Here is a 23348-nt window from a genome sequence, read left to right on the forward strand (position 1 = left end):
CGGTGGTCGCGATGATCGGTTGCTGGTTTTTGGCGGGCTACGCGGCGCACGCCGAAATAGGTCTGTTTGGGCTGCGCCGCACCGAGCGCGAGCAGCTCGCCAATTCTGGGCTGCCGCTCGATGGCGTCCTCGAGCGCTTGCTGGCCTCGCCGCGCAACGTCCTGGCGGTGTTGCTCATCCTGCGCACGTTTGCGCTGGTCGGCGGCAGCTATGCCGCGTTTGCGCTCGGGACGTCGCTGGCCGACGGCCAGGTGACGGGCGCAGCCGGACGCGCCTTGGTGGCAATCGCCTTCGTGGCGGCATCGCTGCTTGGCCACGTATTCGTCGGTGACGTCGTGCCGCGCGCCATTGCCTTGCGTTCACCGTTGGCGGCGGCGCGGCGGGTGGCGCCGTTGCAGTGGCTGCTGCAAGTCGTGCTGTGGCCCATCCATGCGCCGATCGAACGGTTTGGCGCGTTGGTCACCTCGCTGTTTGTAACCCGCGAGCCGGTGCGCGAGCAGGACGACGTCTCCGAGGAAGAATTTCGCACGTTGGTCGATGTCGGCAGCGCCAATGGCGAGGTCGATCAACGCGAGCGACGGCTCATCCATCGTGTGTTTGAATTTGGCGATAAGACCGTGGCCGACATCATGACGCCGCGCGAACGCGTGGTCGGGGTGTCGTACGATTTGCCGATGGCGCGCCTAGTGCGCGAGATTGCGACGCGTGGCTTCTCGCGCGTGCCCGTCTTTCACAAGAGCCTCGATAATGTGCGCGGCATCCTGTTCGCCAAGGAGCTGGTGGTCGTTGCCGCTGGCCAAGGCCCCGCGAGACCGCTGTCACAAATGCTCACCACGCCGCTCTACGTCCCCAAGGCGACGCCGGTGCAGCGCCTGTTTCACCTGTTCAAGCAAAAGCGGCTCCACCTCGCCTTGGTCGTCAACGAGTACGGCAAGGTGCTGGGCCTCGTCACCATGACCGATGTCATGCAGCTCTTGTTTGGACGCCTGGCGGACGAACAAGAAGAGACGCAGGAGCAAGCCCGCGTCACCGAGCAACGCCTGTCGACCGGCGACACGATTCCCCCCGCGCTGCGAGAGGATGACCATGTGGCCCCAACCGATTAGCTGGGGCGGCTTTATCGCGGGCCTGGGCCTGGTGCTCGTCGCGGTGTGCAATCTGGCCTCGGCGAGCTTTGCGGGCATGCATCGCCTGCGCATCCGCCGGCGCGCGCAGGCCGGTGAGCGACGGGCGGTGTTGGCCGAGGCGATCGCGGCCAATCGCGAGCGCATGTTTGCCACCGTCCTGGTCGGCAATGCCGTCGGCACCGCGATGGTCGTGATCGCCATGATCGTTTGGGCACAGGCGTGGGAGGTCGGCCGCTGGTTGCTGGTGGTGGCCGTGTTTGGACTGTTTGCGCTCGGGCAGGCGATTCCCGCCGCCATAGGTCAGGCCCGTCCCGATGAATGGGCCTTGCGCGTCGTTAAGCTGTTTGCGGTGGCGCAATGGCTGCTTTCCCCGATGTCTCGGTTTGTCGCGGCGGGCGCGCGGGGGGCTGGCGCGCCTGCTCGGGGTGCCCAAGTTCCGCAGCTTGGTCACGCGCGAGGATCTCGCGCTGCTAATCGAAAGCGAACCCGAAACCGACAAGCCCGCGATCAGCGCGGACGAACGCGAGATGATCGCGAACGTCCTTGAGCTGTCTGAAACCACCGTTGGCGATCTGATGGTGAACCTGTCGGGCGTCACCGCGCTGGGCGACGACTGCACCGTGGCCGAGGCCGCGGCCGAAATCGCCGACAAGCAGCATTCGCGGCTGCCGGTGTTTCACGAGCGCCTCGACAATGTCGTCGGCGTCGTGCACGTTTTCGACGTGCTCAACGCGCCGAGCGAGGTTTGGCCGCGCGCCATCACCGAAATCTTGCGCCCGGCCCTCTATGCGCCGGAGTCCATGCGCGCCGCCGATTTGCTGGTGTCCCTGCAGAGCAAGGGCGAGCACCTGTCGGTCGTGGTCGACGAATATGGCGGCGCGATTGGTATCGTCACGATCGAGGATTTGCTCGAGACCGTGGTCGGTGACATCGAAGACGAATTTGACAGCGAGCCAGCCCACATCAAGGCCGAGAAGCCGGGCGTGTGGTCGATGCCGGCGCGCACCGAGGTCGCCAAGGTCAACGCCGAAATCGGCGCCCAGCTGCCCGAAAGCGACGACTACGAGACCATCGCCGGGCTCATGCTGGAGCACATGCGGCGCATTCCGCGCGTCGGCGAACGACTGACGCTTGGTGCCTATGCGCTGGAGGTCATCACCGCGACCGAGCGCTCAGTCGAACAAGTGCGCGTCATCGTGCGCAGCGAGACGACGCCGTAGTCGCGTGGCCACGCTGACCGGCAGGTGAGCGCACATGTCTTCCTGCTCGCAGATAGATGGTGGACCGGCAGGTCGGCGCACGTGTCTTCCTGCTCGCAGATAGCGTGTGGACCGGCAGGTGGGCGCACGTGTCTTCCTGCTCGCAGATAGATGGTGAACCGGCAGGTGGGCGCACGTGTCTTCCTGCTCGCAGATAGCGGCCCTCCGGGGTAGCGCGAGACGCTTGTGGTATCCACCGCGCTCGGTGCTAGCACCACTGCCCTGCAATCTATGCTCGCGGAAGAAACGTGCGCCACCTGCCGGTAGGTTTGCGTGGTGACAGTACCACCGCCCTGCAATCTATGCTCGCGGAAGAAACGATGCGCCCACCTGCCGGTAGGGCAACGCGCCGCGGACCTGACCCCACATTTAGCGGTTTACATCCTGCTTACGCGAACAAGCTCCCGAGTCCGCCCCAAAAATTATGGTGTTACAGACCGGATTTTAGTAAACCGCTCGCGTGAAACGATTAGCTTGTACGACGTCCCTTTTATTCGCGCTTCTAGCGATTTTTGTCGCGTGCAATGGAAATAAAAGTTCGTCAGATCGTTCCAGTAATAACACCTCTCCGTCGGAGTCTGTGGCTACGCCTAAGCCTCAGGGTGCCGCCCTTCGCCGGCAACCGTTGTGACGTGGGAGGAATGTGTCGGGATGGCAAACCGGACGCCTGCTTCAATCTCGGGGTTGTGTACGATGGAGGCATCGGAAACCGTCAAGACGGTGAAAAGGCGGCGGAGTTTTTCGGCTTGGCATGTGAACTCGGCGATCAGGTCGGATGTGCCAATTTAGGTGCCATGTATGCGTTGGGCAAGGGCGCCAGTGCAAACCAGCGAAAGCGATCGAACTCGCGGGAAATCATGTGATGCCGATGTGATGCAAGGTTGCTACAACCTTGGAACAATATACTTGAAGGGGCGTCGGTGTCGCCGCAGATCCTGCAGGCGCTTTTCCCTCATCTCGAAAGCTTGTTATGGTGGTATGGCGCTCGCGTGTACCAGCCTAGGGGCCATGTTCGAGAGCGGGAGCGGTGCAACGCTTGATCTCGGCAAATCAAAGGAACTATATCAAGCAGCTTGCGACAAACAGGACGGACTTGGATGCTCAAATCTCGGGGCCTTGCTTGAGCATGGACGTGGGGTGCCTAAAGATTTAGCGCGAGCTGCTGCGTTGTATGAGTCTGCGTGCAACCTGGGCAATGCCGTCGGCTGCAACAACTTAGGTGCCGCCTACAAACATGGGGTTGGCGTTCAGCAAGATATCCGCATGGCATCAAAATGGTACGATGCCTCGTGCATTAAAGGCTTCGCACCCGCGTGCTACGACCTCGCGTTCTTGTATTTCGAAGGTCAGGGTGTTGACCAGGACCGCGCGAAGGCCATGCAGCTTTACGGTCTCGCCTGTGAGGGTGGGGAAATGAACGCCTGCTACAACTGGGGGGTTGGCCATGAGACCGGTCAAGGGAGTTACTAAGGACGTCGCTAAAGCTGTGGGCCTGTATCGCAAGGCATGTGATGGTGGCGACTTAGGCGGATGCACCGGGCTCGCCACAATGTATGCGAAGGGGATTGGCGTAGCTAAAGATATTTCCAAAGGCCGCTGCGATGTTTGAAGACTCTTGCACTCGTGGCCACACACGGGGCTGCCAGCAGCGCGCAGCCATCGAGTCGCTGCCCTCTGCCGCTGCGGCTAAACCAGCCCAGCGCTAGTGCCTAATCAGCGATTGTCGGCACACCTCGCAAAGTGGGTCGTTCGCGGAGCAGCTCGGGCAGTCCGTGTCGCTCGAGCGGTGCGCGACTACATGCTGCTCTCATCGCTACGGCTACTCGAGTTACTCGCGCTGCTCGTGCCGCCTTGCGCTCAGGAGGGCACCGGCTGGCAAATGGCTGGTGCCAACGTGCCTTCGCGAAACGCTCGGATCCGAACATGTCTCGCACACCGCTTCGGCGCGCTGGCGTACCGGCAGGTGGCGCACGTTTCTTCCGCGAGCATAGATTGCAGGGCGGTGTGGCTAGCACCAAGGGCTGTGGATACCACAGCCGTCTCGCTGCGCCCCGGAGGGGTGCTATCTGCGAGCAGGAAGACACGTGCGTCCATTTGCCGGTCCTCCATCTATCTGCGAGCAGGAAGATACGTGCGCCCACCTGCCGGTCAGCGAGGACAAGGAAAGCCCTACAGCTTATCGACGCAGTCAAACAAATCGGAGTTGGCGCGCTTGGGATAACGAATCATGCCGGTGAAGCACATCTCTTGGGTCGAGCTGTCGCCAAAGTAGACGGTGTCACCGGTGTTGTTGACGTAGTCGCACGTAACCATGAGTTGATCGCCCGCGAGCAGTTCGACAGGTGCTTGCGGTTCGTAAAAGGTTTGCTCGGCGAAGGAATACGGCTCGTCAAAGAGGGTTTGCGGCACGTTGTCACGGGTGAGCACGGTGCGCGACGCCGTGCCTAGCTGGTGCATGTGGGGCCACAGCGACAGCAGCGTCGCGGGGGCGTCCATTTCGCAGCCGCCGCTCGCCGAGTGCGTCGCGCCGCCGCTGGGAATCGTTATGTTTTGCGTGCCGCCGAACACCATCTCGGCTTCGTCGGTGAGGTCGGCCTCGTCGATTTCTTTAATCAGCACGCCCGACTCGCCGGACATGTCGCCCTCGGTCAGGTTAAACAGATGCAGGTTGAGATTGAGGTAGTATCCCGATGGGATGCGAATGCCTATGCCTTCGGGGAAGGCATAGTCTGGCGTGCCGACGCCTGAGGCGTAGATCATGCGATAGTCGAGGCTGCCCGCCTCGCAGTCGTAGTCGCCCAGCGGGCCGTTTGCCAGGCTGGCGACCGTGAGCACCGTATGGTGGGTGCCCTGCGGCGACTGGCTGCGGAACGCTGACACGATTACGTCGCGCTCAAGTCGCACGCGCGTGCACTTATAGTATTCGCCTGGTGGAATTGTCCACGTGCGCGAGGCGATCGCCGCGAAATCATCGGGCGGTGGCGGTGGCGGATTTGGCGGCGCATCCCCGCTATCGCAAGCGCCCAGCGCCAGGGCGAGCATTGCCGCCGCCGACATGGGGCGAGGTGGGGTTGCGCAAACGTGGAGCGGGCAGGCGTCATCCCTGCAGCCTACTACTTTTTAAGCAAATCGCGAATCTCGGTGAGAAGCACTTCCTGCGCCGGGGGAGGGGCAGGGGCCGCAATCTCTTGTTTGCGCATAGCGGCTAACAACTTGTTAACAATCAAAAACATGACAAACGCGACGACCAAGAAGGTGATGGTGGCCGACAATACGCTGCCAATTTGAAACTTCCACAGCGTCCAGGTCTGCCATTGGCCGCCAGGCGTGAGGGCGCCGATAATCGGCATAAAGATGCCTTCGACCAGCGCGCTGACAATTTTCGTGAAGGCCGCGCCGATGACCATCGCCACCGCGAGATCGATCACATTTCCTTTAAAGGCAAAGGTCTTAAAGTCGTTCCACATGGCCGAATTTGTACCACGGGATGCCTGGGCGTAACGTGTGGCAGCTCGTCGGCGCCTGGGGTAGTGCGATCCCGCCTGAGGTAGACGGGCGTTACACCGCGGCGGCGCGGCGGCGCAGCACGTACTGCAGAATGCCGCCATTGAGCAGGTACTCCACCTCTTGCGGGGTATCGCAACGCGCTGTCACCATGAACTGCTTGCTGCCGGCGGCGACTTGCAACTTCTTGCCTGGCGTCATGCCCGCGGCAATGCCGGTAATCGATAGCTCTTCGTCGCCAGTAAGCCCGAGCGAGGCGGCGTCCTCGCCGGCGGTGAATTCGAGCGGCAGCACGCCCATGCCGATGAGGTTGCTGCGGTGGATGCGCTCATAGCTCTTGGCGATGACCGCCTTAACCCCAAGCAGCATGGTGCCCTTGGCCGCCCAGTCGCGCGATGAGCCGGTGCCGTACTCGGCGCCTGCCATCACCACCAGCGGCGTTTTGCTCGCTTGGTATTTCTCGGCGGCGTCGTAGATCGCCATCTGCTCGCCGGTCGGGATGTACTTGGTCACGCCGCCTTCGACGCCAGGCAGCATGAGGTTCTTGATGCGCACGTTGGCAAACGTGCCGCGCACCATGACTTCGTGGTTACCGCGGCGCGAGCCGTATTGGTTGTAATCCGCCTGCTTGACGCCATTGGCGTCCAGATAGCGCGCGGCTGGGCTATTCTTCGCAATGTTGCCGGCTGGCGAAATATGATCGGTCGTGACCGAATCGCCCAAGATCGCCAGCACGCGCGCGCCGACGATATCGACCATCGGCGTCAGCTCTGGTTTTAGATCGTCAAAAAAGCTCGGCTTGCGAATGTACGTCGATTTCTCATCCCACGCGAACGTGCCGCCGCTTGGCACCGAGAGTTTTTGCCAGCCCTCGTCGCCGGCCATCACGGTGGCGTAGCGCGCGACAAACTGCTCGCGCGTCACGGCCTTGCGCATGGTGGCGGTAACCTCGGCCGGCGATGGCCAGACGTCGCGCAAGAACACCGGCTTGCCGTCGCTGCCGGTGCCAAGCGGCTCCTTTTGCAAGTCAATATCCATGGTGCCGGCTATCGCATAGGCGACGACGAGAGGCGGCGACGCGAGATAATTTGCGCGCACCACGGGATTAACCCGACCTTCAAAGTTGCGGTTACCCGACAGCACCGAGGTGACCACGAGGTCGGTGTCCCTGATGGCGGCGGCGATATCGTCGTGCACGGGGCCCGAATTGCCAATGCACGTGGTGCAGCCGTAGCCGACCAGGTTAAAGCCAAGCGCGTTGAGGTCTTCCATCACGCCGGCGGCGCCCAAGTAGTCGGTGACGACCTGGCTGCCCGGCGCCAAGCTGGTCTTGACCCATGGCTTAGACATCAGGCCTTTGGCGCGCGCCTTTTGCGCAAGCAGGCCGGCCGCCAACATCACGGAAGGGTTAGAAGTGTTGGTGCAGCTCGTGATCGCGGCGATCACGACGTCGCCGTGCCGCAGATCAAAGGTGCCGCGATCGGTGGTGGTGGTTTTCTTCGCGGCGAGCACGGCGTGGTTGGTGGGGCCGCCGTCGTCGACCCACTGTTGGTGAAGCTTTGCGTCGCCCGACTTATCGCCCAAAAGGCCAAGCAACGCCCGGCGCCAGCTTTGACGGCTGACGCTCAGCGGCACGCGATCTTGCGGCCGCTTGGGGCCGGCGATCGACGGCACGACGCTGGCCAGATCGAGGCCCAGGGTGTCTGAGAAGCGCAGCTTGGCCGCCGGGTCGCGCCACAGGTGGTTTTCTTTGCAATAGCGCTCGGTGAGCTGGCACAGCTCTTCGGGGCGCCCGGTGAAGCGCATGAAATCGATGGTCTCTTGGTCGACCGGAAAAAAGCCCATGGTCGCGCCATACTCAGGCGCCATGTTGGCGATGGTGGCGCGGTCCGGCAGCGACAGCGCGGCGATGCCATCGCCGAAGAATTCGACGAACTTATTAACCACGCCCTTCTTGCGCAGCGCCTCGGTGACGGTGAGCACGAGGTCGGTCGCGGTGGCGCCTTCGGGCAGCTTGCCGCGGAGTTCAACGCCAACCACCTCGGGGATGAGCATCGCCATCGGCTGCCCCAGCATGACCGCTTCGGCCTCGATGCCGCCAACGCCCCAGCCCATGACGCCCAGGCCGTTGATCATGGTGGTGTGCGAATCGGTACCGACGAGCGAGTCGGGGTAGGCGACGAGGCGACCGTTTTCTTCGTGCGACCACGTCACCTTGGCGAGGTATTCGAGGTTGACTTGGTGGCAAATGCCGGTGCCCGGCGGCACCACGTTGAGGTCGGATAGCGCCTGTTGGCCCCAGCGTAAGAACTGATAGCGCTCGACATTGCGCGCATATTCGAGGTCGACGTTGTTCTTAAACGCGATCGGCGAGCCATAAACGTCGACCTGCACCGAGTGGTCGATCACGAGGTCGGTTTGCGCTAACGGATTGATCTCCTCCGCCTTGCGGCCTAGCTTAACGAACGCATCGCGCATCGCCGCCAGATCGACCACGGCGGGGACGCCGGTGAAATCTTGCATCAGCACGCGCGCCGGGCGCAGCTGCACCTCGTGCTCGCTTTTTTTGCTCGGATCCCACGACGCCACCGCCGCGATGTCGGCCTTGTGCACGGTCTTGTTGTCTTCAAAGCGCAGCAGGTTTTCGAGCACAATGCGCAAGCTATAGGGCAGGGTGGCAACGTCGCCGATGCCGGCCTTGATAAGGGCATCGAGACGAAAAATGTCGTATTGGCGGGCTCCGACGGCAATCGTGGCGCGGCTGCCGAAAGAGTTAATCTTGGTGGTCGGCGTAAAGGCCGCAGCAGGCTTAGGTTGGCTCATATAGGTCCTTGGGTGGGCGTTAGGCGGGAGTTTAGCAAAAGGCGGACGCCCTGGCCCACCGCGACTCGCCAAAACTGGCTATCTTTGGCGACATGACAGCAGGCACGCAGCACGGTAATGGCAACAGGGGCGCGGCACCCGCGGCGAGGTGGGTGGCGGATGCCGACGCGCTTGCCGCGCTCGTTGGCGAAATCGCCACTGTGGGCGAGGTGGCGCTCGACCTAGAGTTTAATTCAGAAGAGCGCTATTTGCCGGATTTGGCGCTGGTGCAGCTCGGGTGGCAGCGCGGCGGGGACGTTGCCATTGCGCTCTGCGATCCGTTGGCCGTCGATTTGGCGCCGCTGTTTGAGGTGCTGGCGAAAAAGCCACTGCTCGCGCACGCGGCACGGCAAGATTTGCAGCTGCTCGCCCATCGCTTTGCCTTCGTCCCCGAAACGCTGTGGGACACGCAGGTGGCGGCGGCGTTTTGCGGCCTCGGCGATCAGGTCGGCTACGGCAAGCTAGTGGCGGTGCTGTGCGGCGTGACCATCGACAAGGGCGACCAATGGACCAATTGGCTGAGGCGACCGCTTAAACCGTCGCAATTGGCCTATGCCGCGGGTGACGTGCGTTATTTGTTTGACGTTGCGGAGGCGTTGCGGCAGCGCGCCGGCGAGCGCGTCGCGTGGGCCGCCGAGGACAGCATGCGCATGTGCGGCGTGGCGTATGCGCACGCTACGGCGCCGGCCGAGCTGGCGTGGCGCGACATCACTGGGGCGCGCACGCTGGATGCGCACCAGCTCGCCGTGCTGCGGCGGCTCGCGATGTGGCGACTCGAGGTCGCGGCCCGGCTCAATACGCCGATTAATCGCGTTGCCAGCGAGAAGACGCTGATCGAATTGGCGCGTAAGCCGCCGCGCGACGGCCGCGGTTTTAGCGAGCGCCTGCATGGCGCGATTGCGACCGAGCGCAGCGAGGAAATCTTAGATGCCATTAGCGACGGCTTTGCGGATGCCAAGGCCGGGCAGGTGCCAACGTGGCCCGATGAGCCTGCCTTGCCGGCGGCAGCCGCGGCGCCGCCGTCTGAACGAGGGGGGCGCGGCGGTGGAGGAGGCGGCATGGTCGCGGCCCCGCCGCACGTTCGCTTGTGGGAAGAATTGGCGCTTGGGCTGGTCGGCCTTATTTCGCACCAAACCGCCATTGCGCCGCGCGTGCTGGCGACCCGCGCCGACATCGAATCGTTTATTCGCATCGCCAGCGCCTTGCCGCGGGGCGAGCGCGTGGTGCCGATCATGGGCGAAATGTATGGCCACGTTTTGTGCCGCGGCTGGCGCCGCGACGTTATCGCCGCGCCGCTGCTCGCCTTTTATCGCGGCGAGGTCGGCATCGCGATCGATGACGTGGCGCCGAGCAACCCCGCGGGTCTGCGCTATTTCTGAAACGCTTCTTCGACGCGCCGAATAACGGTGCTCTCAGACGAAGACGTCGTGGCAAAACCGAGCACGCCGCCCGAGGCCGCGGCGATGTCCTTGACCGATTGCAGGATGTTATTCTTAAGCAGCACGCCTTGCTCGTCGGTAATCGCCGGGATAAGCGCACGGATATAGGCTTCCCAGGTGTCGAGCAGCGCCGGCGCGGGTTTGCGCTGCAACCACGACTCGAGCAGCATGAGCGCGGGGCTGCCGGGGGCAAGGCCTGCCTTGGCGGCCGACGCGAGCAGCAAGTCGCTCTCGGCTTTCTGCACTTCGCCGTCGGCCCAGGCCACCGAGACCAAGGGAATCAGGCGCAGCGCGGCGAGGGAGTTGGCGGTGACGCCGAGCGACTGCAGCTTGGCAATGACCTCGGGAGCCTCAAAGCCGAGCGCTTCGGCGAGCGCCTCTTCGCTATCGGCGGCGCCGAGCTTGGCGCGCAACGCCTCTAGCTTGCGTTGATCATCTTTGGCAAAAAATTCGTCTTCTAGCGCGCGGCCGCGTTCTTTGATTGATCCGTCTGACATGAGGCAACGCTAGCACAAGGCCGCCCACGGGTGCAGGCGCCATCGCGCGTTTTGCGGCGCCGGCGAGCGCTGGAAACTGGTGATGCGGGGGCAATCCCCGCTGCCCTGGCGCCCAGCCGTGCGCTTGCGATGTCTGCCTGTCAAGACAACTGCGCTTGATGCCGACGCACGATCGCTGCGGCAATCGGGAGCGCTTCCACCAACTGGGCGCGTGACAGCCGACTTTGTGCGCGTTCGGCGAGTTCGAGCAACCATTCGGTCAGCCACGTTGCGATGAAGCGCCCCATGGCTGCCTCGGATGACTGTGCGTGCTCGCGCAGCAACTGGTCACGCGCATCGAACTCGCGCCGCAATTCATTAGTCGCCAGCGCAAACCCCAATTGCAACGCCGCTTCTGTTGGCGGTTTCGCTAGCACGGCGGCCAGTGCTGACTTTGCGTGCTCGTCATGAAAGCGAACTTGGGGTGGCCAGGCAATGAGCTCATGCGCCATCGCTTTTGCCGCCTCGCGCACCACGGTTTGCTCGAGTGACCGCGCTTGCACGCCCTCGAGCCAATCCCATCGGCCATCACGCGACATCGTCACATCGTACCGCGCCAGGTTGCCAGCGACAAGCGAGCTGCACCGCCCCGCGTCACCCTTCGTCCAATCACGAAGGGAAAGGGAATTTCACGCGGAAATTGCGGTGGGTGGCAAGCCTGAGCAGGGGTGGCTGGGTGCTAGGTGCCAGGGCACGCACGGGTGATTCAAAGCCTTCAGATCACTGAGATTGGAACGCCGCTAGCCGAAATTGTTATATAATGCGCACCATGACGGAAGAGCAGTTCTTATACTCTATTGAGGGCCAGGAGTTCCTTATCGCTACTGACTCTGGCCTGGCGCTCAACTTCCACGCGTTTGGCCAGATTCGTCGCCTGTTTTTGCGTCAGAAGTCGCTCATAGAAGAGCAGCAACAGTTGGTCAATTCACTTCTATCTCTGCTTGAGAGAAAAGGCGTTCTGGATCTAAATGAGGTTTCGGCCGAGGTTGAGAGCGCGAGGACTCGCGCTCTCACTGAGGCTCAGCAGATGCTCACATCGCAGCAGGTTGCAGTCGAGCAGCGCCTAAGCAAGGAAGTCGATTGCGCGCGATGTGGTAGACGGGTTCAACTGCGTCACTCTGACGTCGGCGTGGACGGATATCTTTGCAGCGCCTGCGGATAAGGATATGAAACTTCGGGCGGAAATTCCGGCGTGTGGCAGGGGCCAAGCAGGTCAGGCTGGGTGCGACAAAATCCGGACCCTGGTTGAACGAATTGAGCGAATCGCAAAGTTGGCGGCAGACACGAGCGCTTGCGTGCGTGGATCGGTTTGTGCCGAGCTCCGAAACCTTGACCACCGAGTGGGGGGCGACGAACCGGCAGTGAACCTGTTAGGTATTTGAAATCATGCTGAATTAATCAAAAAATTCAAGCAGTTGATTAGATAGAGTATGGCAAGTATACTCTATGCATGTCCCAGCTCGCTCTCTACATTGACGCGGCCCTCAAAGCAGAGCTTGAGAAGAAGGCCCGAGCTCGCGGGATTTCGGTATCAAAAATGGTTTCCGAGTTGGTTAGCAAGGAGCTGCATCCGACCGCTTGGCCGCAGCGTTTTTTAGATGTCTTGGGCACCGCGGCGATGCCCGATAGCATCGAGGCGTTGCCACCGCAAGGCAGAGATGACCTATGACCTACATGTTAGATACCAACATCTGCATCGGGCTGCTCAACGGCACGCTGAGCGAGACGTTATCGGCGCGCATCTTGGGGCTGCAGCCGGCGGATTTTGTGCTCTCTGCCGTAAGCGTCGCGGAGCTCTACTTTGGCGCGCGCAAGTCGGCGCGGGTGGACTACAACTTATCGCGCGTTAGTACATTTGTTGAGCCGTTTGCCATCGCACCCTTTGATCAAAAAGCCGCGCATCACTACGGCATGATCCGCACCACGCTCGAGCGGGCTGGTACACCGATTGGCGCCAATGACCTCCTGATCGCCGCCTCGGCGCTCAGTCTCGACGCCTGTTTGATGACCAAGAACGTCGGCGAATTTTCTCGCGTCCCTGGTCTGCGTGTTTACGCTGAGTGATGCACGCGAAAACCCGGACCCCAAAAACCCGGACTCTGGTCGACCAGCGGACTACGCCAAAAAGCCGCTGGCGAGGCGCGCCAGCGTTGCGGCGGCTTCGGCTTGGGCCGCGGACACATCGGTGGCGGCGCTGCGAGCCTCGAAGTAGATCTTTAGCTTGGGCTCGGTGCCGGACGGCCGCACGATGACGCGATGGCCGCCCTCTAGGCGATAGATCAGCACGTTGCTGGTCGGCGCGTCGCCGCGCGCGATGAGAAGGTCGTCGCTGGCGGTCACCGCACACGACGCGATGTGCGCCGGGGGCTTTGCGCGCAAGGTGGCGAGCAACTCGTCCATCGCGGTTTTGCCTGCCGCGCCGGCAAAGGCCTTGGATACTTGCTTGGTTAGATACATCCCGGTGCGGCGGCGAATATCGGCGAGATGCTCGGCGACGGTGCGCCCCTGCGCGCGATTATGCGCGGCCAGTTCAGCGAACACCAACGCCGCTGCGACGCCGTCTTTGTCGCGCACCGCGGTGCCAATGGTGTAGCCGAGGGCTTCCTCGTAACCAAAGACAAACTGGCCGCCGGTTTCGGCCTCCCATTTAATTGCAGCATTGGCAATCCACTTAAAGCCGGTCAGCGTCTCGCGGTAATCGACGCCGTAGAGCTCGGCGAGCTTGCCGAGTAGTTGCGACGAGACCAGGGTGGTGGCGACCAGGCGCTTGCCGCTGGTGTTGGCCAGCAAGTAATCGGCGAGCAGTGCGCCGACCTCGTCGCCCGACAGCATGGCAAAGCCGCTCGCCGCCGCCGCCGAGGGAATTGCCACGGCGAGGCGATCGGCGTCGGGATCGTTGGCGAGCACCAAATCGGCCTTGGTGGCGCGCCCGAGCGCGAGCACGCGGTCCATGGCGCCGGGCTCTTCGGGGTTGGGAAAGGCGACGGTTGGGAAGGTGCCATCGGGGGTCGCCTGTGATGCCTCGGACGTGACGACAAAACCGGCCGCGCCAAGCACGCGCTGTACCCACGCGTCACCAACGCCATGCATCGCGGTGTACGCGATGGCGAGGCCGCCGCGATGGGTGGGCGGCAACGCAGCGATCGCGCGATCGTAACCGGTGACGTCGCGATAGGGCATAGCTGCGATCAGCTCGGCGCGCGGCGGCAGCTTGGCGATGATGGCGGGCAGCGCGGCGACGCGCGCGGCGATATCGATGTCATCCGGCGGCACAATCTGAGCGCCATTTTGTGCGTACACTTTATAACCGTTGTCGCGCGGCGGATTGTGGCTGGCGGTCACCACCACCGCCGCCTGCGCCTTGTTCGCCAAGAGCGCCCACGCGATTACCGGCGTTGGCGCGATGCCCTCGGCGAGCTTGACGGAAATGCCATGGGCGGAAAGCGTCTCCGCGGTCTCGATGGCAAACGCGCGCGAATGCGTCCGCGCGTCGTGGCCGACCATGACCAAGCAGCCTGCGCCGTACTTGGCGAGCAGGTGCGCCGCCAGGCCCGTGGTCAGCCGCCGAATGGTCAGCGTGTTGAGGCGCAGCTTGCCGGCGCCCATTTCAGCGCGCACGCCGGCGGTACCAAAGGCGAGCTCGCCGACGAACTGGTCTTTGAGCGCTGCGAGCGCCGCCACCTCGCCCTGCGCCGCTGCCGCGAGTGGCGCGTCTAGTTCGTGCCCGTACAACGCGTCGGCATCGCGCCAGGCGCGGGTAAGTGCCAGCGTGGCCGCGGCCTCTTTGTCAGGATCAAGGTTGCCGTTGCGATCCGCGCTCATGCCAGCGTCTTAACGCGCCGTGACGGCGAAGTCACTTTGGCGTCGCCAACTTCTTTTTCATGCGCGCAATTAACCCGGCAAAGCCCTCTTTCGCGATGATTTTGTTGAATTGCGCGCGGTAGTTTTCGACGAGGCCGACGCCGTCGGTGACGACGTCAAACGCCTTATAGGTGCCGCTGGCGTTGCTTAGGACGTAGGCAATGGGCACCGCCGCGGGGCGTCCCTTGCGCGTGGTCTTTACCGTCGTGCTGACGCGCACCGTGCCATCTGTGCCCGGCGCCTCGCCGTCATAGGTCACCTCAAACTGCAGATTCTTTTTGACGCCCTGCAGGTAGCTCGCCTCGATTAATTCGCGCAGCAGCGCGAGGTACTCGGATTTTTGTGCCGGCGAAAGTTTGCCCCAGTGGTCGACCAAGGCGCGCTGCCCCAGCAAGTCGAGATCGAGAAAGCCGCGCACCGCCTCGGTAACGGTGACGGCCTTGGCCTTTTTCTTTAGCAGCGTCGACACCGACGTGTTCGCGGTCTTCACCGCCTCCGTCGCCGGCCCCGCGCTCGCGACGTTTGTCACGCCGCCTATCGCGACAGCCAACAACCACGTAACAATCGGGCGCATCATCACCGCCTACTATATCACTTCGACTCACCCGGTGGGACCACGATCATCGGCGCGCTTGCCGTCAGCGTGCCCGCCGCGCGCGCCAGCTTGATTTGTGCGACATTCCACAGAAAAATCGCTTGCGCGACGCGGCCGCGCATCATGAATGATGCCAGATAGGCGTCGGCGAATTCCTTGGTTTCGGCGGCGCCTACGGCGTCGGCCTGCACCACGCCGACCAGCCAAGCACGGGAGCTCTTTTCGCCCAAGCGGGCAGCCGCGAGCCGCGCCAGTGCCGCTTCGGCCTCCGCATGCGCCGCTGCCATTTCAATCGCCACCAATTGCGCAGCGGCTTCGGCCTGCTTGCTCGCACGGGTGTGTGCGGCCGCGGCAGATTTTTTGGCCGCGCGCCAGCGGCTCAAACGTCCATTGTAATACCAGCGCAACCGTCCCTAACCGGCTGTTGTAAGGGTCGTTCGCATAAAACGACGGAGGGTCCTCTAGGCCACGCGCGATGCTCCCCCGGTAGCCCGCCACGAGCGCAAGGTTTGGCGCCAGCATGCGCGCTTGCAAGGTGGCAAGCTCACCCATGGCGCGGCTGCCCGCTTTGGCGGCGCGCAGTTCGGGCCGATGTGCGGTTGCGGTTTGCAGCCAGTCGGCGAGCGGCAGCAGTGTCTCGCTGACGGCGACAAACGGCGCTTCATCGATATCGATTGCGGCATCGCCCGCGAGCGTGCGCAGCGCTGCGAGTGCGGTTCGTTCGGCTCCCACTGCATCCGCGAGTTGCATGCTCGCCTCGGCCATCAGCGTCTCGACGCGGCGTTCATCAAGCGGCGTTACGTCGGCGTCGCCACTCGCAATGCGATCTTGCAAACGCGTCTTTGCCGCCGCCAATTCGTCGAGGCCATCTTGCAAAAAAAACTGCACCTCGCGCGCGAACTTTAGCCCCCAATACGCCCGCGCCACGTCCTGCATTAAGTCGGCCCTTGAGGCATCGGCTAGCGCAACGCGCGCCTCGATGCCGGCCTTGGCCGCGCGCTTGGCTGGCCCGGCCTTACCAAACGACGCCAGCGGCTGCACGATTTGTAGCTGCAGCCCGAGGGCCACCCCGCTTGCGCCGAACTCGGGGTCGGTCGGGTCAGTGCGGGTGCAGTCGGCGTTCAGGCACTCAATATCTGGGCTCGGTGCGAGATACGCCATCATCGTCGCCTTCGGGCCCGCCATCGCGGTGATTTCGCGCAGCTGCGCGCGCGCCGCGGCGACGTCGGCCTCGGCCATTTGTTGCTTGGGCGTGTTGTCCACCATGGCTAGCAGCGCGGTCAAGTCGACGCGTCGCATCGGAGGCGCCGGGTCCGCGAAGCCGGGGCTTGGCACCCAGGCACATAGCGCAAACGCAATAATCATTCGAGCAGGCATGCGCGCAGCGTAACAGAGCAGGGCGCTACAGCGCGAGCGACGCGCCCACGACAACGCTGACCGTGTTTGGCGCCTCAAGCGCCCCGGTGGAGATGCCGCCGAGAACGACGTTGATCGTTGCAAAGCTGCGCCGACCAATTAGGTACATCGCGCCGGCCTCGGCCGCACCGCCGATATAGCTACGAGCCTCGCGAGGTGGCAGGGCTAAGTTGCTGCGATACATACCCGCACCCGCACCAACATGGGCAAACCAGCCACGTGTGCCGACCGCCGCGCGCAGGCGCAGCGTTAGCTCGGTCGAAAAGGTTTCGAGCGTGGTGCCCGCGGCCACGCCGCCCGCGGTGTTGGCGACGCCAAAGTAATAGCCACCTGATGCCGACCAATGCACACCAATGCCAAAGCGCTGGCCAATGGACATCGGCTGCCAGCCTGCCTCCATGCCGTAGCGCACGCCGCTGCCTATTACGCCGCTGGTGTTGCCAACGCCCGTGGTGCTGCCGATGATAATTCCAAGAAAGCTATCGGGGATGGCGGCGTCGGCATACACGTCTTGATGTGCGGTGGCGGCCAACGCCGTTGCGAGTGCGGTGCACAGTACCAGCGAGCGCAACGAGTGACGCCCCACTTAGAACTTGGACGTGGTGGCGAGGAAGGTCATCTTGTCGTTCGTCGCGCGCAGCCGCCGCGACAGCGTGCGGACAAAGCTCCATAATAGCTCATACGCCAAGTCGCGGTCGACAAAGAGTAAGTCTTCAATGTCCTTGCGGTGCAGGACAAACAGCTTGCCGGCCTCATGGCATAACGCTGTGGCCGAGCGCGGCGCGTCGTCGATGAGCGACATCTCGCCGAAATAGGCGCCCTCGCGCAGCACCGCGAGCGCCTCTTCGCCCATGCCCGGCACCACGCGCGAAATGCGCACGCCACCCGCGAGCACGAGGTAAAATTTGTCGCCCGCATCGCCCTCGGAAAAAATGGTCGCACCCGAGCGGATGACCTCTTCTTGGCCAATCGTGATCAAGCGCCGCAGGTGCGGCACCGGCAGCGTCTTAAACAGGTCGGTCGCGGCCAGAATCTCCAGCGTCGACGTCCCTGGCTTAGCAGCTGGCTCACTCATGGCCGCCAGCTTCCCACGGCTGGGATGGGCGCGCAATGTGCCGAAAACACAAACGGCTCGCAGCCGGCGCTTGCGCGGCTCGAGACGTCAAAGAGTTATGCCGCGAGCGGCATGTAAATGCTTGCCTAGCGCAGCAATACGATGAGCGCGACAAAGGCGATAATGACGAGCGCTTCCATCAGGGCGAGCGCAATAATCATTGGCGTGAAGATCGCGTCTTTCGCGCCTGGGTTGCGAGCGATGCCGTCGAGCGCCGCTGCGGCGGCGCGGCCTTGGCCAAGCGCTGCGCCGAGGGCAGCCATCCCAATGGCAATGCCGGCGGCAAGCGAGATGATGCCAGCATTGCCAGCGACAGCCAACGCCGTGGCTGATTCGCCTTGAGCAAATGCAACTGAGGCGAATCCGAAGGTCACGAGGAACGTGGTGAAAGCGGCAATTTTCTTGGTGATACGGCTGGTCATGGGGTTCTCCTTAAAACGTCTTGGGTCAATATGCAAGGGTTGAACTAGCGGATTTCGTAATGAATTGTGGGGTACGGCTTAGTGTTCTTCGTGCGCGATTGCCATCGAAATGTAGACCATCGAAAGCATACAGAATACGAGCGCCTGCACGAAGCAGATGAAGAGGCCGAGGAAGTAAAACGGCAGGGGTACGATGATAGGCACCAGCGAGAAAAAGGCGGCGATGACCTTATGGTCTGCAACCATATTGCCCATGAGGCGAAACGCCAGCGAGAATGGCCGGGCCACATGGCTGATGATCTCGATTGGCAGCATCAGTGGGACGAGGTACCAAACGGGCCCGAGGAAATGCTTGAAGTAGGCAGGTCCGTGTTCTTTAGCACCGTAGTAGTGGGTCAAAAAGAAGACGGTGACCGAGATCGCCAGGTTGGTTTTAAGTGTGTCGTTTGGCGTGACAAACCCGGGCACCAAGCCGATGAGGTTACCAAAAAGCAGAAATAGGAAAATGGCGCCGATGAGCGGGTAGAAGCGCGCGGCATTGTCCTTCCCGAATTGGCCGACAACTAAGCCGTAGACGTATTCCGCGAGGGCTTCAAAGACGTTGCGAAAATTCATGCGTCGCGGGGGTACGATGCCACCGTCGCCACTGACGGCTAGGCTCTTTGCGGAAATGGGTCGCTCCGAGTGCGACGAAACCGAGCACCAACAACGCGACGATGACGTGAATTAACGTAAAATGCGTGCCTTGAAACATCGCAAATTTGGTGTCGCGTTCCAAAAGGTGGCGCGCGTTGTCGTTTAGCGATTGCCACCATCCGAATCGATTTAGGTAATCAAACCAAGTGCCGTGTTCGCCCATGAATTCTCTCGCTTAGGGTTGGTTAGGGGAGGTGTGAATTGGCGCCGGGAGCGCCGGAGGCGCCGTGCGCGCAAGCTCAATGAAGATTGAAAATGCAAATAGCAAATAGCCAAGGCCGAAACCCAGCGGCGACATGGGGATGAGTAGCAAGGCGCCGAGGGTAAACAAGATTAACAAGACCAACTTGGGCATGAGCCACGCAAGCCGTTTTGCCGACAACTCTTGCGCGGTTGTTGTCCGGATGCGGGCCAAAAAAGCAAAGTTGGCACACGTGACTGCCACACCCACCGCGACACCAAGCGAGAATCGCTGCGACCCCGCAAGCAACGACAGCAATACCATCGGTCCGCCGAGCGCGTAGTTGCGTCGTTCGACCCTGGCGACAAAATTGTCGAGATTCATGGTGACTGCTCCGGCGGGTCAGTCGGCTTTGAGCTCCCCGTGTATTGCTTGGCAGCACGGTGGAGCGCGCGGAAGCCCGCGAGGCTGCCGTAAAATAAGCCTAGGAGCGTGAGCCAGGGCTTGGTGCCAAACCTGCCGTCAGCCCAGTACCCGGCTCCCGTCCCAATGGCGATAGAAAGCCCAAACTGAATCCCAAGCGAAGACTGCGCAAGCGTTTGGTAATGGCTTGCCGTCGCCTTCGCGATTGGTGCGTCCTTACCGGAACTGGCGGTCATAAACTGGCGCGTCGTTAGCACGCGGCCATAGGCAGGTCAATTCGCCTATCTGCCATTGTATTCAAGCGTTTGCGGAATATGACGTAGCTTCAGATCGCCGCCATGGCGGCGAGGGTGGCATCGGCTGCGACAAGCACAGCATTGATGTCGTCGTCGCTGTGGGCGAGCGAGACAAACATGGCCTCAAATTGGCTCGGCGGCAGGAAGACGCCGCGCTCGCGCATGCCGCGGAAAAAGCGGCCAAAGGCCTCGGTATCGCTGGTTTTGGCGGTGGCGTAGTCGGTCACCGGGGTCGCGGTGAAAAATAGCGTCAGCATGGCGCCGACGCGGTTTACCTGCGCTGGAATTTTGTGCCGGGCGGCGGCCGCGGCGAGGCCATCCCCTAGGCGCGCGCTAGCGGCCTCGAGCCGCTCATACGTGCCAGGCCGCGACAAGATGTCCATGGTGCGGAGGCCGGCGGCGAGCGCGAGCGGATTGCCGCTGAGCGTCCCGGCTTGATAGACCGAACCGAGCGGCGCCAGGTGACTCATTATGTCGGCGCGGCCGCCAAACGCCGCGGCCGGCAGGCCACCGCCGACCACCTTGCCGACGCACGTTAAATCCGGCGAGATCCCGTAGCGAATTTGCGCGCCGCCCCACGCGACGCGAAAGCCGGTCATCACTTCGTCAAAGATGAGCACTGTGCCCTGCTCGTGGGTGAGCTCGCGCAGCGCCGTCAAATAGCCTTCGGCTGGTGCAACCAGGCCCATGTTGCCGCAGACCGGCTCGATGATCACCGCGGCGATTTGGCCGGGGTTAGCGGCAAACGTCGCCCGCATTGCAGCAATGTCGTTGTACGGCACGACCAACGTATCGGCCGCCGCACCCGCAGGCACGCCGGCGGAGCCTGGGATGCCAAGCGTTGCGGCGCCCGAGCCCGCGGCCACGAGCAGCATGTCGGCGTGGCCGTGATAGCCGCCGTCGATCTTGATAATTTTATCGCGCCCCGTAAAGCCGCGCGCCAAGCGCAACGCGCTCATCGTGGCCTCAGTACCCGACGACACCGCGCGCACCATTTGCATGGACGGAATCGCCGTTCTGATCGCCTCGGCAAAGCGCACTTCGATTTCGGTTGGCGCGCCAAACGACGTGCCGCCCATCACCGCGTCGCGCAGCGCATCGAGCACCTCGGCATTGCCGTGGCCGACGATCATCGGGCCCCAGCTGCCGATTAAATCAATGTACCAATTGCCATCGACGTCCATGACGCGGCTGCCATCGCCCTGCGCGATAAACAGCGGCCCGGTGCCGACCGACTTGCACGCCCGCACCGGCGAATTAACGCCGCCCGGTATCACTGCGCGCGCGCGTTCCATCAACTGTTGCGATTGCTTGGTGTCCATGGGCCGACGAATCTAGCACAGCCGGGCGCGTGCGAACCCCGGTCGCGTTTCATCAGTGCCTGTTAGCGCGGGCGAGAAAGCTTGGCCGCCAGCAGGTGATAGCGTGGCGACATGACGCGCAAACGGATGGCAAGGGGGGTGGCTATGGTAACGGCGCTGGCGTTGGGGTGGTTTGTGTCGCCGCCCGTGCCGCCGGCCCATGCCTGCTGGTGCACGAAGCTATCGCTGTACCACGCGGATGCCTCGCCCCCGGGGGGGCCGCCCAGACTCTGACCTCTTTACGTATGTAAGTCCGCCCTATGGTGCGTCGGAGGTGCAAGCGCAAGTTGTTTCGCAAGGAGTGACGGCCGCCGCGGTGAGCCGGTCAAGGTTGGCGTGCCGACGCGAGAAAGCTCAGATAGTTTTAGCGGTCGACCACTCGGTTTTCGATGGGGTGGTAGGCGGCGGTTCAGGTCGTAGATAACGCGGCTTTTTTTGTCGCGACATTGCCATCACCGCCAACATTCGTTCAGTGCGGTGCGAAAATCACATGGTGTTAACCTGTGTTGGCAACGTGCCCCCCATAGCCATGGCGCCAGCGAGCGGTTGCGGTGGACCGAACTTTGCAAGGCAAAACGCGATGCAGCCAATTCAAGGCACATTTCCAACGCGACCACGGTCCAGCGTCCGGCTTGCTGTGCTCGGTGTGTTCGCGGTCGGGTCGATGCTCGGCGGGTGTGCACGCCCCGATTTTTGCGCAGCAATGGCGCAGGGCAATTTCAAGGAGGCCACCGAGGCGCTGGGCGGCGACATGAGCCAGGCCGGTAGCGACGCTGAAGCCGTTGAGGGCGTGGTAGCCGCGACGGAGGCGCAGTCATGCGTTGCCAATTTCGAGGTGGACCCTGCTATTCTTGACTCGGAACCCGGCATCCAAGTGATGAGCTTCGAAGCGCAGATTGCAGGTGCGCGTCGCGCCTGCACGGTCGGCCTGACTCTGGCTTCCCCGTATCGGTTCCGCGTCCATTGCGACATGAGCAAAGCACTCTCTGCGCCCGCGCCCTCAATGCCGCAAGCCGAGGCGCCATAGTGGCGGGCGCTTTCTCATACGGGCTGCTGGGCTTACTCGGCGCCACAGTCGCGATGACGAGTGGCTGTGTGAGAGCCGCCGCGCGCCCCGAATTCTGTGCCTCCATTGCTGCTGGAAACCTCAAGCAGGCCAGTCACGCGCTAAAGCGCGACGTGAAACCCACGGACAACGACCATGATGCCATCGAAGCCGTCCTGGTCGCCACGCAGGCGCAGACTTGCGTTGTCCATACCCGGGCAGAACGAGGGGTGATCCGGACAGAGCCTGGCATCAAAGAAATCTATTTCGAGATTGACGCGGAAGGGCAGCGCCGTGCTTGTCACGTCGATCTCACGCTAGCCTCTCCGTACCGCTTTTCCATTCACCCAATCCGATGGAATTCAACAAACCCCGACACGCGCTGCTCGCTGTTAGAAGCCGCGACGCCGTAGTGCCAATGCAGACAACCCGCGCTAAGGTGGCAGCGTGTTGTTATTGATGCCGGCAATCGCGCCTTGGGTGTGCCTTGGTTTTTTCGCCGCGTCTCACAAGCTCTTTGAGCGCCGGAGACGCGGTGAGACTCACAAAAGAGGTGCCTCGTGCCACAACTAGAAACATCAGACGACGTCATTGCGTTCTGGCAAGATGCCGGCTTCAGCAAATGGTTTACCAAGGACGAGGTGTTTGATGCCACGTTCCGTGAATCTTGCTTGACGCTGCACCAACGCGCCGCGACGGGCCAGCTCGACGCTTGGCAGTCCACCGCGAACGGCGCGCTGGCGCTGATCTTGTTGTTCGATCAATTCCCGCGCAATGCCTTCCGCAACACGGCGCAAATGTTTGCCACCGACGCCATGGCCCGTGACTACGCCGCGCGCGCCCTTGCGCAGGGTTTTGACAACCAAGTTCAACCGGCATTGCGCATGTTTTTCTACCTGCCGTTTGAGCACTCCGAAAACCTCGACGATCAACACAGGTCGGTGGCGTTGCACGAAGCGATTGACTTCAAAGAATACGCCGTACAGCACCGCGACATTATTCAACGCTTTGGCCGTTTCCCTCACCGCAATGCCGTGCTCGGCCGCCCAAGCACCGCCGCCGAGCTGGCGTATCTCGAAGCCGGAGGGTTTGCTGGCTGACACAGCCTAGCTAGCGCGTACGGGCTCGCTCTTGAGCCGTCCGCTACGCCGCTGCTGCGGCGGGCCGGTGAGGGTGCTGTGGGGTAGAGCGATTTCAAAAACAAAAATGGC

At 62.5% G+C, this 23348-nt stretch carries 28 protein-coding genes; 12 read left to right on the forward strand and 16 right to left on the reverse strand.

Annotation, left to right across the window (positions count from 1 at the left end; translation table 11 throughout):
• Positions 1-2 precede the first annotated feature (2 nt).
• From IPL79_02295 to IPL79_02315, 5 genes are all read left to right on the forward strand, one after another.
• On the forward strand, positions 3-1106 hold the full coding sequence (locus IPL79_02295; GenBank protein MBK9069830.1) for an HlyC/CorC family transporter: 1104 nt from the start codon (positions 3-5) through the stop codon (positions 1104-1106).
• The gene (locus IPL79_02300; protein ID MBK9069831.1) at positions 1087-1674 is read left to right on the forward strand and encodes a DUF21 domain-containing protein; all 588 of its coding nucleotides are present in this window, start codon (positions 1087-1089) and stop codon (positions 1672-1674) included. The genes IPL79_02295 and IPL79_02300 overlap by 20 nt, the downstream gene beginning before the upstream one ends.
• Positions 1655-2347 carry a CBS domain-containing protein gene (locus tag IPL79_02305; protein MBK9069832.1) on the forward strand — a complete coding sequence of 231 codons (693 nt, stop codon included), beginning with the start codon at positions 1655-1657 and terminating at the stop codon, positions 2345-2347. Before IPL79_02300 ends, IPL79_02305 begins: the two co-directional genes overlap by 20 nt.
• A gap of 671 nt (positions 2348-3018) precedes the next feature.
• Positions 3019-3249, forward strand: coding sequence for a sel1 repeat family protein (locus IPL79_02310; GenBank protein ID MBK9069833.1), 231 nt, complete (start codon positions 3019-3021; stop codon positions 3247-3249).
• Positions 3250-3394: 145 nt separating this feature from the next.
• Positions 3395-3856, forward strand: a complete 462-nt coding sequence (locus IPL79_02315) for a sel1 repeat family protein (protein MBK9069834.1) — start codon at positions 3395-3397, stop codon at positions 3854-3856.
• A gap of 699 nt (positions 3857-4555) precedes the next feature.
• On the opposite strand, the gene IPL79_02320 is transcribed toward IPL79_02315, so the two are convergent.
• From IPL79_02320 to acnA, 3 genes are all read right to left on the reverse strand, one after another.
• Positions 4556-5443 carry a hypothetical protein gene (locus tag IPL79_02320; GenBank protein MBK9069835.1) on the reverse strand — a complete coding sequence of 296 codons (888 nt, stop codon included), beginning with the start codon at positions 5441-5443 and terminating at the stop codon, positions 4556-4558.
• 56 nt (positions 5444-5499) lie between these two features.
• Positions 5500-5853 (reverse strand): large conductance mechanosensitive channel protein MscL, encoded by a 354-nt coding sequence (mscL, locus tag IPL79_02325; protein MBK9069836.1) that lies wholly within the window; start codon positions 5851-5853, stop codon positions 5500-5502.
• A gap of 91 nt (positions 5854-5944) precedes the next feature.
• The gene (acnA, locus tag IPL79_02330) at positions 5945-8713 is read right to left on the reverse strand and encodes an aconitate hydratase AcnA (protein ID MBK9069837.1); all 2769 of its coding nucleotides are present in this window, start codon (positions 8711-8713) and stop codon (positions 5945-5947) included.
• Positions 8714-8805: 92 nt separating this feature from the next.
• On the opposite strand from acnA, the gene IPL79_02335 reads away from it, so the two are divergent.
• Entirely contained in the window at positions 8806-10131 is a 1326-nt protein-coding gene (locus IPL79_02335) for an HRDC domain-containing protein (protein ID MBK9069838.1), read from the forward strand.
• On the opposite strand, the gene IPL79_02340 is transcribed toward IPL79_02335, so the two are convergent.
• Together IPL79_02340 and IPL79_02345 are read right to left on the reverse strand one after the other, a co-directional pair.
• Positions 10122-10688: a hypothetical protein gene (locus tag IPL79_02340; GenBank protein MBK9069839.1), complete on the reverse strand. Its 567-nt coding sequence runs from the start codon at positions 10686-10688 to the stop codon at positions 10122-10124. The two genes, IPL79_02335 and IPL79_02340, sit on opposite strands and share 10 nt — an antisense overlap.
• Positions 10689-10828: 140 nt before the next feature.
• Entirely contained in the window at positions 10829-11266 is a 438-nt protein-coding gene (locus tag IPL79_02345; GenBank protein MBK9069840.1) for a hypothetical protein, read from the reverse strand.
• 230 nt (positions 11267-11496) lie between these two features.
• Here IPL79_02345 and IPL79_02350 point away from each other — a divergent pair, with 230 nt between their 5' ends.
• From IPL79_02350 to IPL79_02360, 3 genes are all read left to right on the forward strand, one after another.
• A complete protein-coding gene (locus IPL79_02350; protein MBK9069841.1) occupies positions 11497-11889 on the forward strand; it encodes a hypothetical protein in 393 nt (130 codons plus the stop codon).
• 288 nt (positions 11890-12177) lie between these two features.
• Positions 12178-12396 (forward strand): ribbon-helix-helix protein, CopG family, encoded by a 219-nt coding sequence (locus tag IPL79_02355; GenBank protein ID MBK9069842.1) that lies wholly within the window; start codon positions 12178-12180, stop codon positions 12394-12396.
• Positions 12393-12791, forward strand: coding sequence for a type II toxin-antitoxin system VapC family toxin (locus IPL79_02360; protein MBK9069843.1), 399 nt, complete (start codon positions 12393-12395; stop codon positions 12789-12791). Before IPL79_02355 ends, IPL79_02360 begins: the two co-directional genes overlap by 4 nt.
• A 51-nt stretch (positions 12792-12842) precedes the next feature.
• Here IPL79_02360 and IPL79_02365 read toward each other — a convergent pair whose 3' ends face one another.
• From IPL79_02365 to hemL, 11 genes are all read right to left on the reverse strand, one after another.
• The gene (locus IPL79_02365) at positions 12843-14549 is read right to left on the reverse strand and encodes a phospho-sugar mutase (protein MBK9069844.1); all 1707 of its coding nucleotides are present in this window, start codon (positions 14547-14549) and stop codon (positions 12843-12845) included.
• Positions 14550-14580: 31 nt separating this feature from the next.
• Positions 14581-15165 (reverse strand): ABC transporter substrate-binding protein, encoded by a 585-nt coding sequence (locus IPL79_02370; protein MBK9069845.1) that lies wholly within the window; start codon positions 15163-15165, stop codon positions 14581-14583.
• Positions 15166-15179: 14 nt separating this feature from the next.
• Complete coding sequence (locus tag IPL79_02375) at positions 15180-15470, reverse strand: hypothetical protein (GenBank protein ID MBK9069846.1); 291 nt, start codon at positions 15468-15470, stop codon at positions 15180-15182.
• Between the two features lies 1 nt (position 15471).
• Positions 15472-16560, reverse strand: coding sequence for a TolC family protein (locus IPL79_02380; GenBank protein MBK9069847.1), 1089 nt, complete (start codon positions 16558-16560; stop codon positions 15472-15474).
• Positions 16561-16585: 25 nt separating this feature from the next.
• Positions 16586-17185, reverse strand: coding sequence for a hypothetical protein (locus IPL79_02385; GenBank protein ID MBK9069848.1), 600 nt, complete (start codon positions 17183-17185; stop codon positions 16586-16588).
• On the reverse strand, positions 17186-17674 hold the full coding sequence (locus tag IPL79_02390; GenBank protein ID MBK9069849.1) for a cyclic nucleotide-binding domain-containing protein: 489 nt from the start codon (positions 17672-17674) through the stop codon (positions 17186-17188).
• A gap of 125 nt (positions 17675-17799) precedes the next feature.
• On the reverse strand, positions 17800-18135 hold the full coding sequence (locus IPL79_02395; GenBank protein ID MBK9069850.1) for an ATP synthase F0 subunit C: 336 nt from the start codon (positions 18133-18135) through the stop codon (positions 17800-17802).
• A gap of 78 nt (positions 18136-18213) precedes the next feature.
• Positions 18214-18750, reverse strand: coding sequence for a F0F1 ATP synthase subunit A (atpB, locus tag IPL79_02400; protein ID MBK9069851.1), 537 nt, complete (start codon positions 18748-18750; stop codon positions 18214-18216).
• Positions 18751-19006: 256 nt separating this feature from the next.
• Positions 19007-19396 carry a hypothetical protein gene (locus tag IPL79_02405; GenBank protein MBK9069852.1) on the reverse strand — a complete coding sequence of 130 codons (390 nt, stop codon included), beginning with the start codon at positions 19394-19396 and terminating at the stop codon, positions 19007-19009.
• Positions 19393-19671 (reverse strand): AtpZ/AtpI family protein, encoded by a 279-nt coding sequence (locus tag IPL79_02410; protein ID MBK9069853.1) that lies wholly within the window; start codon positions 19669-19671, stop codon positions 19393-19395. Before IPL79_02410 ends, IPL79_02405 begins: the two co-directional genes overlap by 4 nt.
• Before the next feature lie 89 nt (positions 19672-19760).
• A complete protein-coding gene (gene hemL, locus IPL79_02415) occupies positions 19761-21053 on the reverse strand; it encodes a glutamate-1-semialdehyde 2,1-aminomutase (protein ID MBK9069854.1) in 1293 nt (430 codons plus the stop codon).
• A gap of 619 nt (positions 21054-21672) precedes the next feature.
• Between hemL and IPL79_02420 the strand changes: the two genes are divergently transcribed.
• The 3 genes from IPL79_02420 (at position 21673) to IPL79_02430 (ending at position 23237) form a co-directional block, all read left to right on the forward strand.
• Positions 21673-22119 (forward strand): hypothetical protein, encoded by a 447-nt coding sequence (locus IPL79_02420; protein ID MBK9069855.1) that lies wholly within the window; start codon positions 21673-21675, stop codon positions 22117-22119.
• Between the two features lie 68 nt (positions 22120-22187).
• On the forward strand, positions 22188-22550 hold the full coding sequence (locus IPL79_02425) for a hypothetical protein (protein MBK9069856.1): 363 nt from the start codon (positions 22188-22190) through the stop codon (positions 22548-22550).
• A gap of 147 nt (positions 22551-22697) precedes the next feature.
• Positions 22698-23237 (forward strand): DUF924 domain-containing protein, encoded by a 540-nt coding sequence (locus IPL79_02430; GenBank protein MBK9069857.1) that lies wholly within the window; start codon positions 22698-22700, stop codon positions 23235-23237.
• Positions 23238-23348: the final 111 nt, after the last annotated feature.

The organism is Myxococcales bacterium (genome assembly GCA_016716835.1).
Lineage (GTDB): Bacteria > Myxococcota_A > Polyangia > Haliangiales > Haliangiaceae > JADJUW01.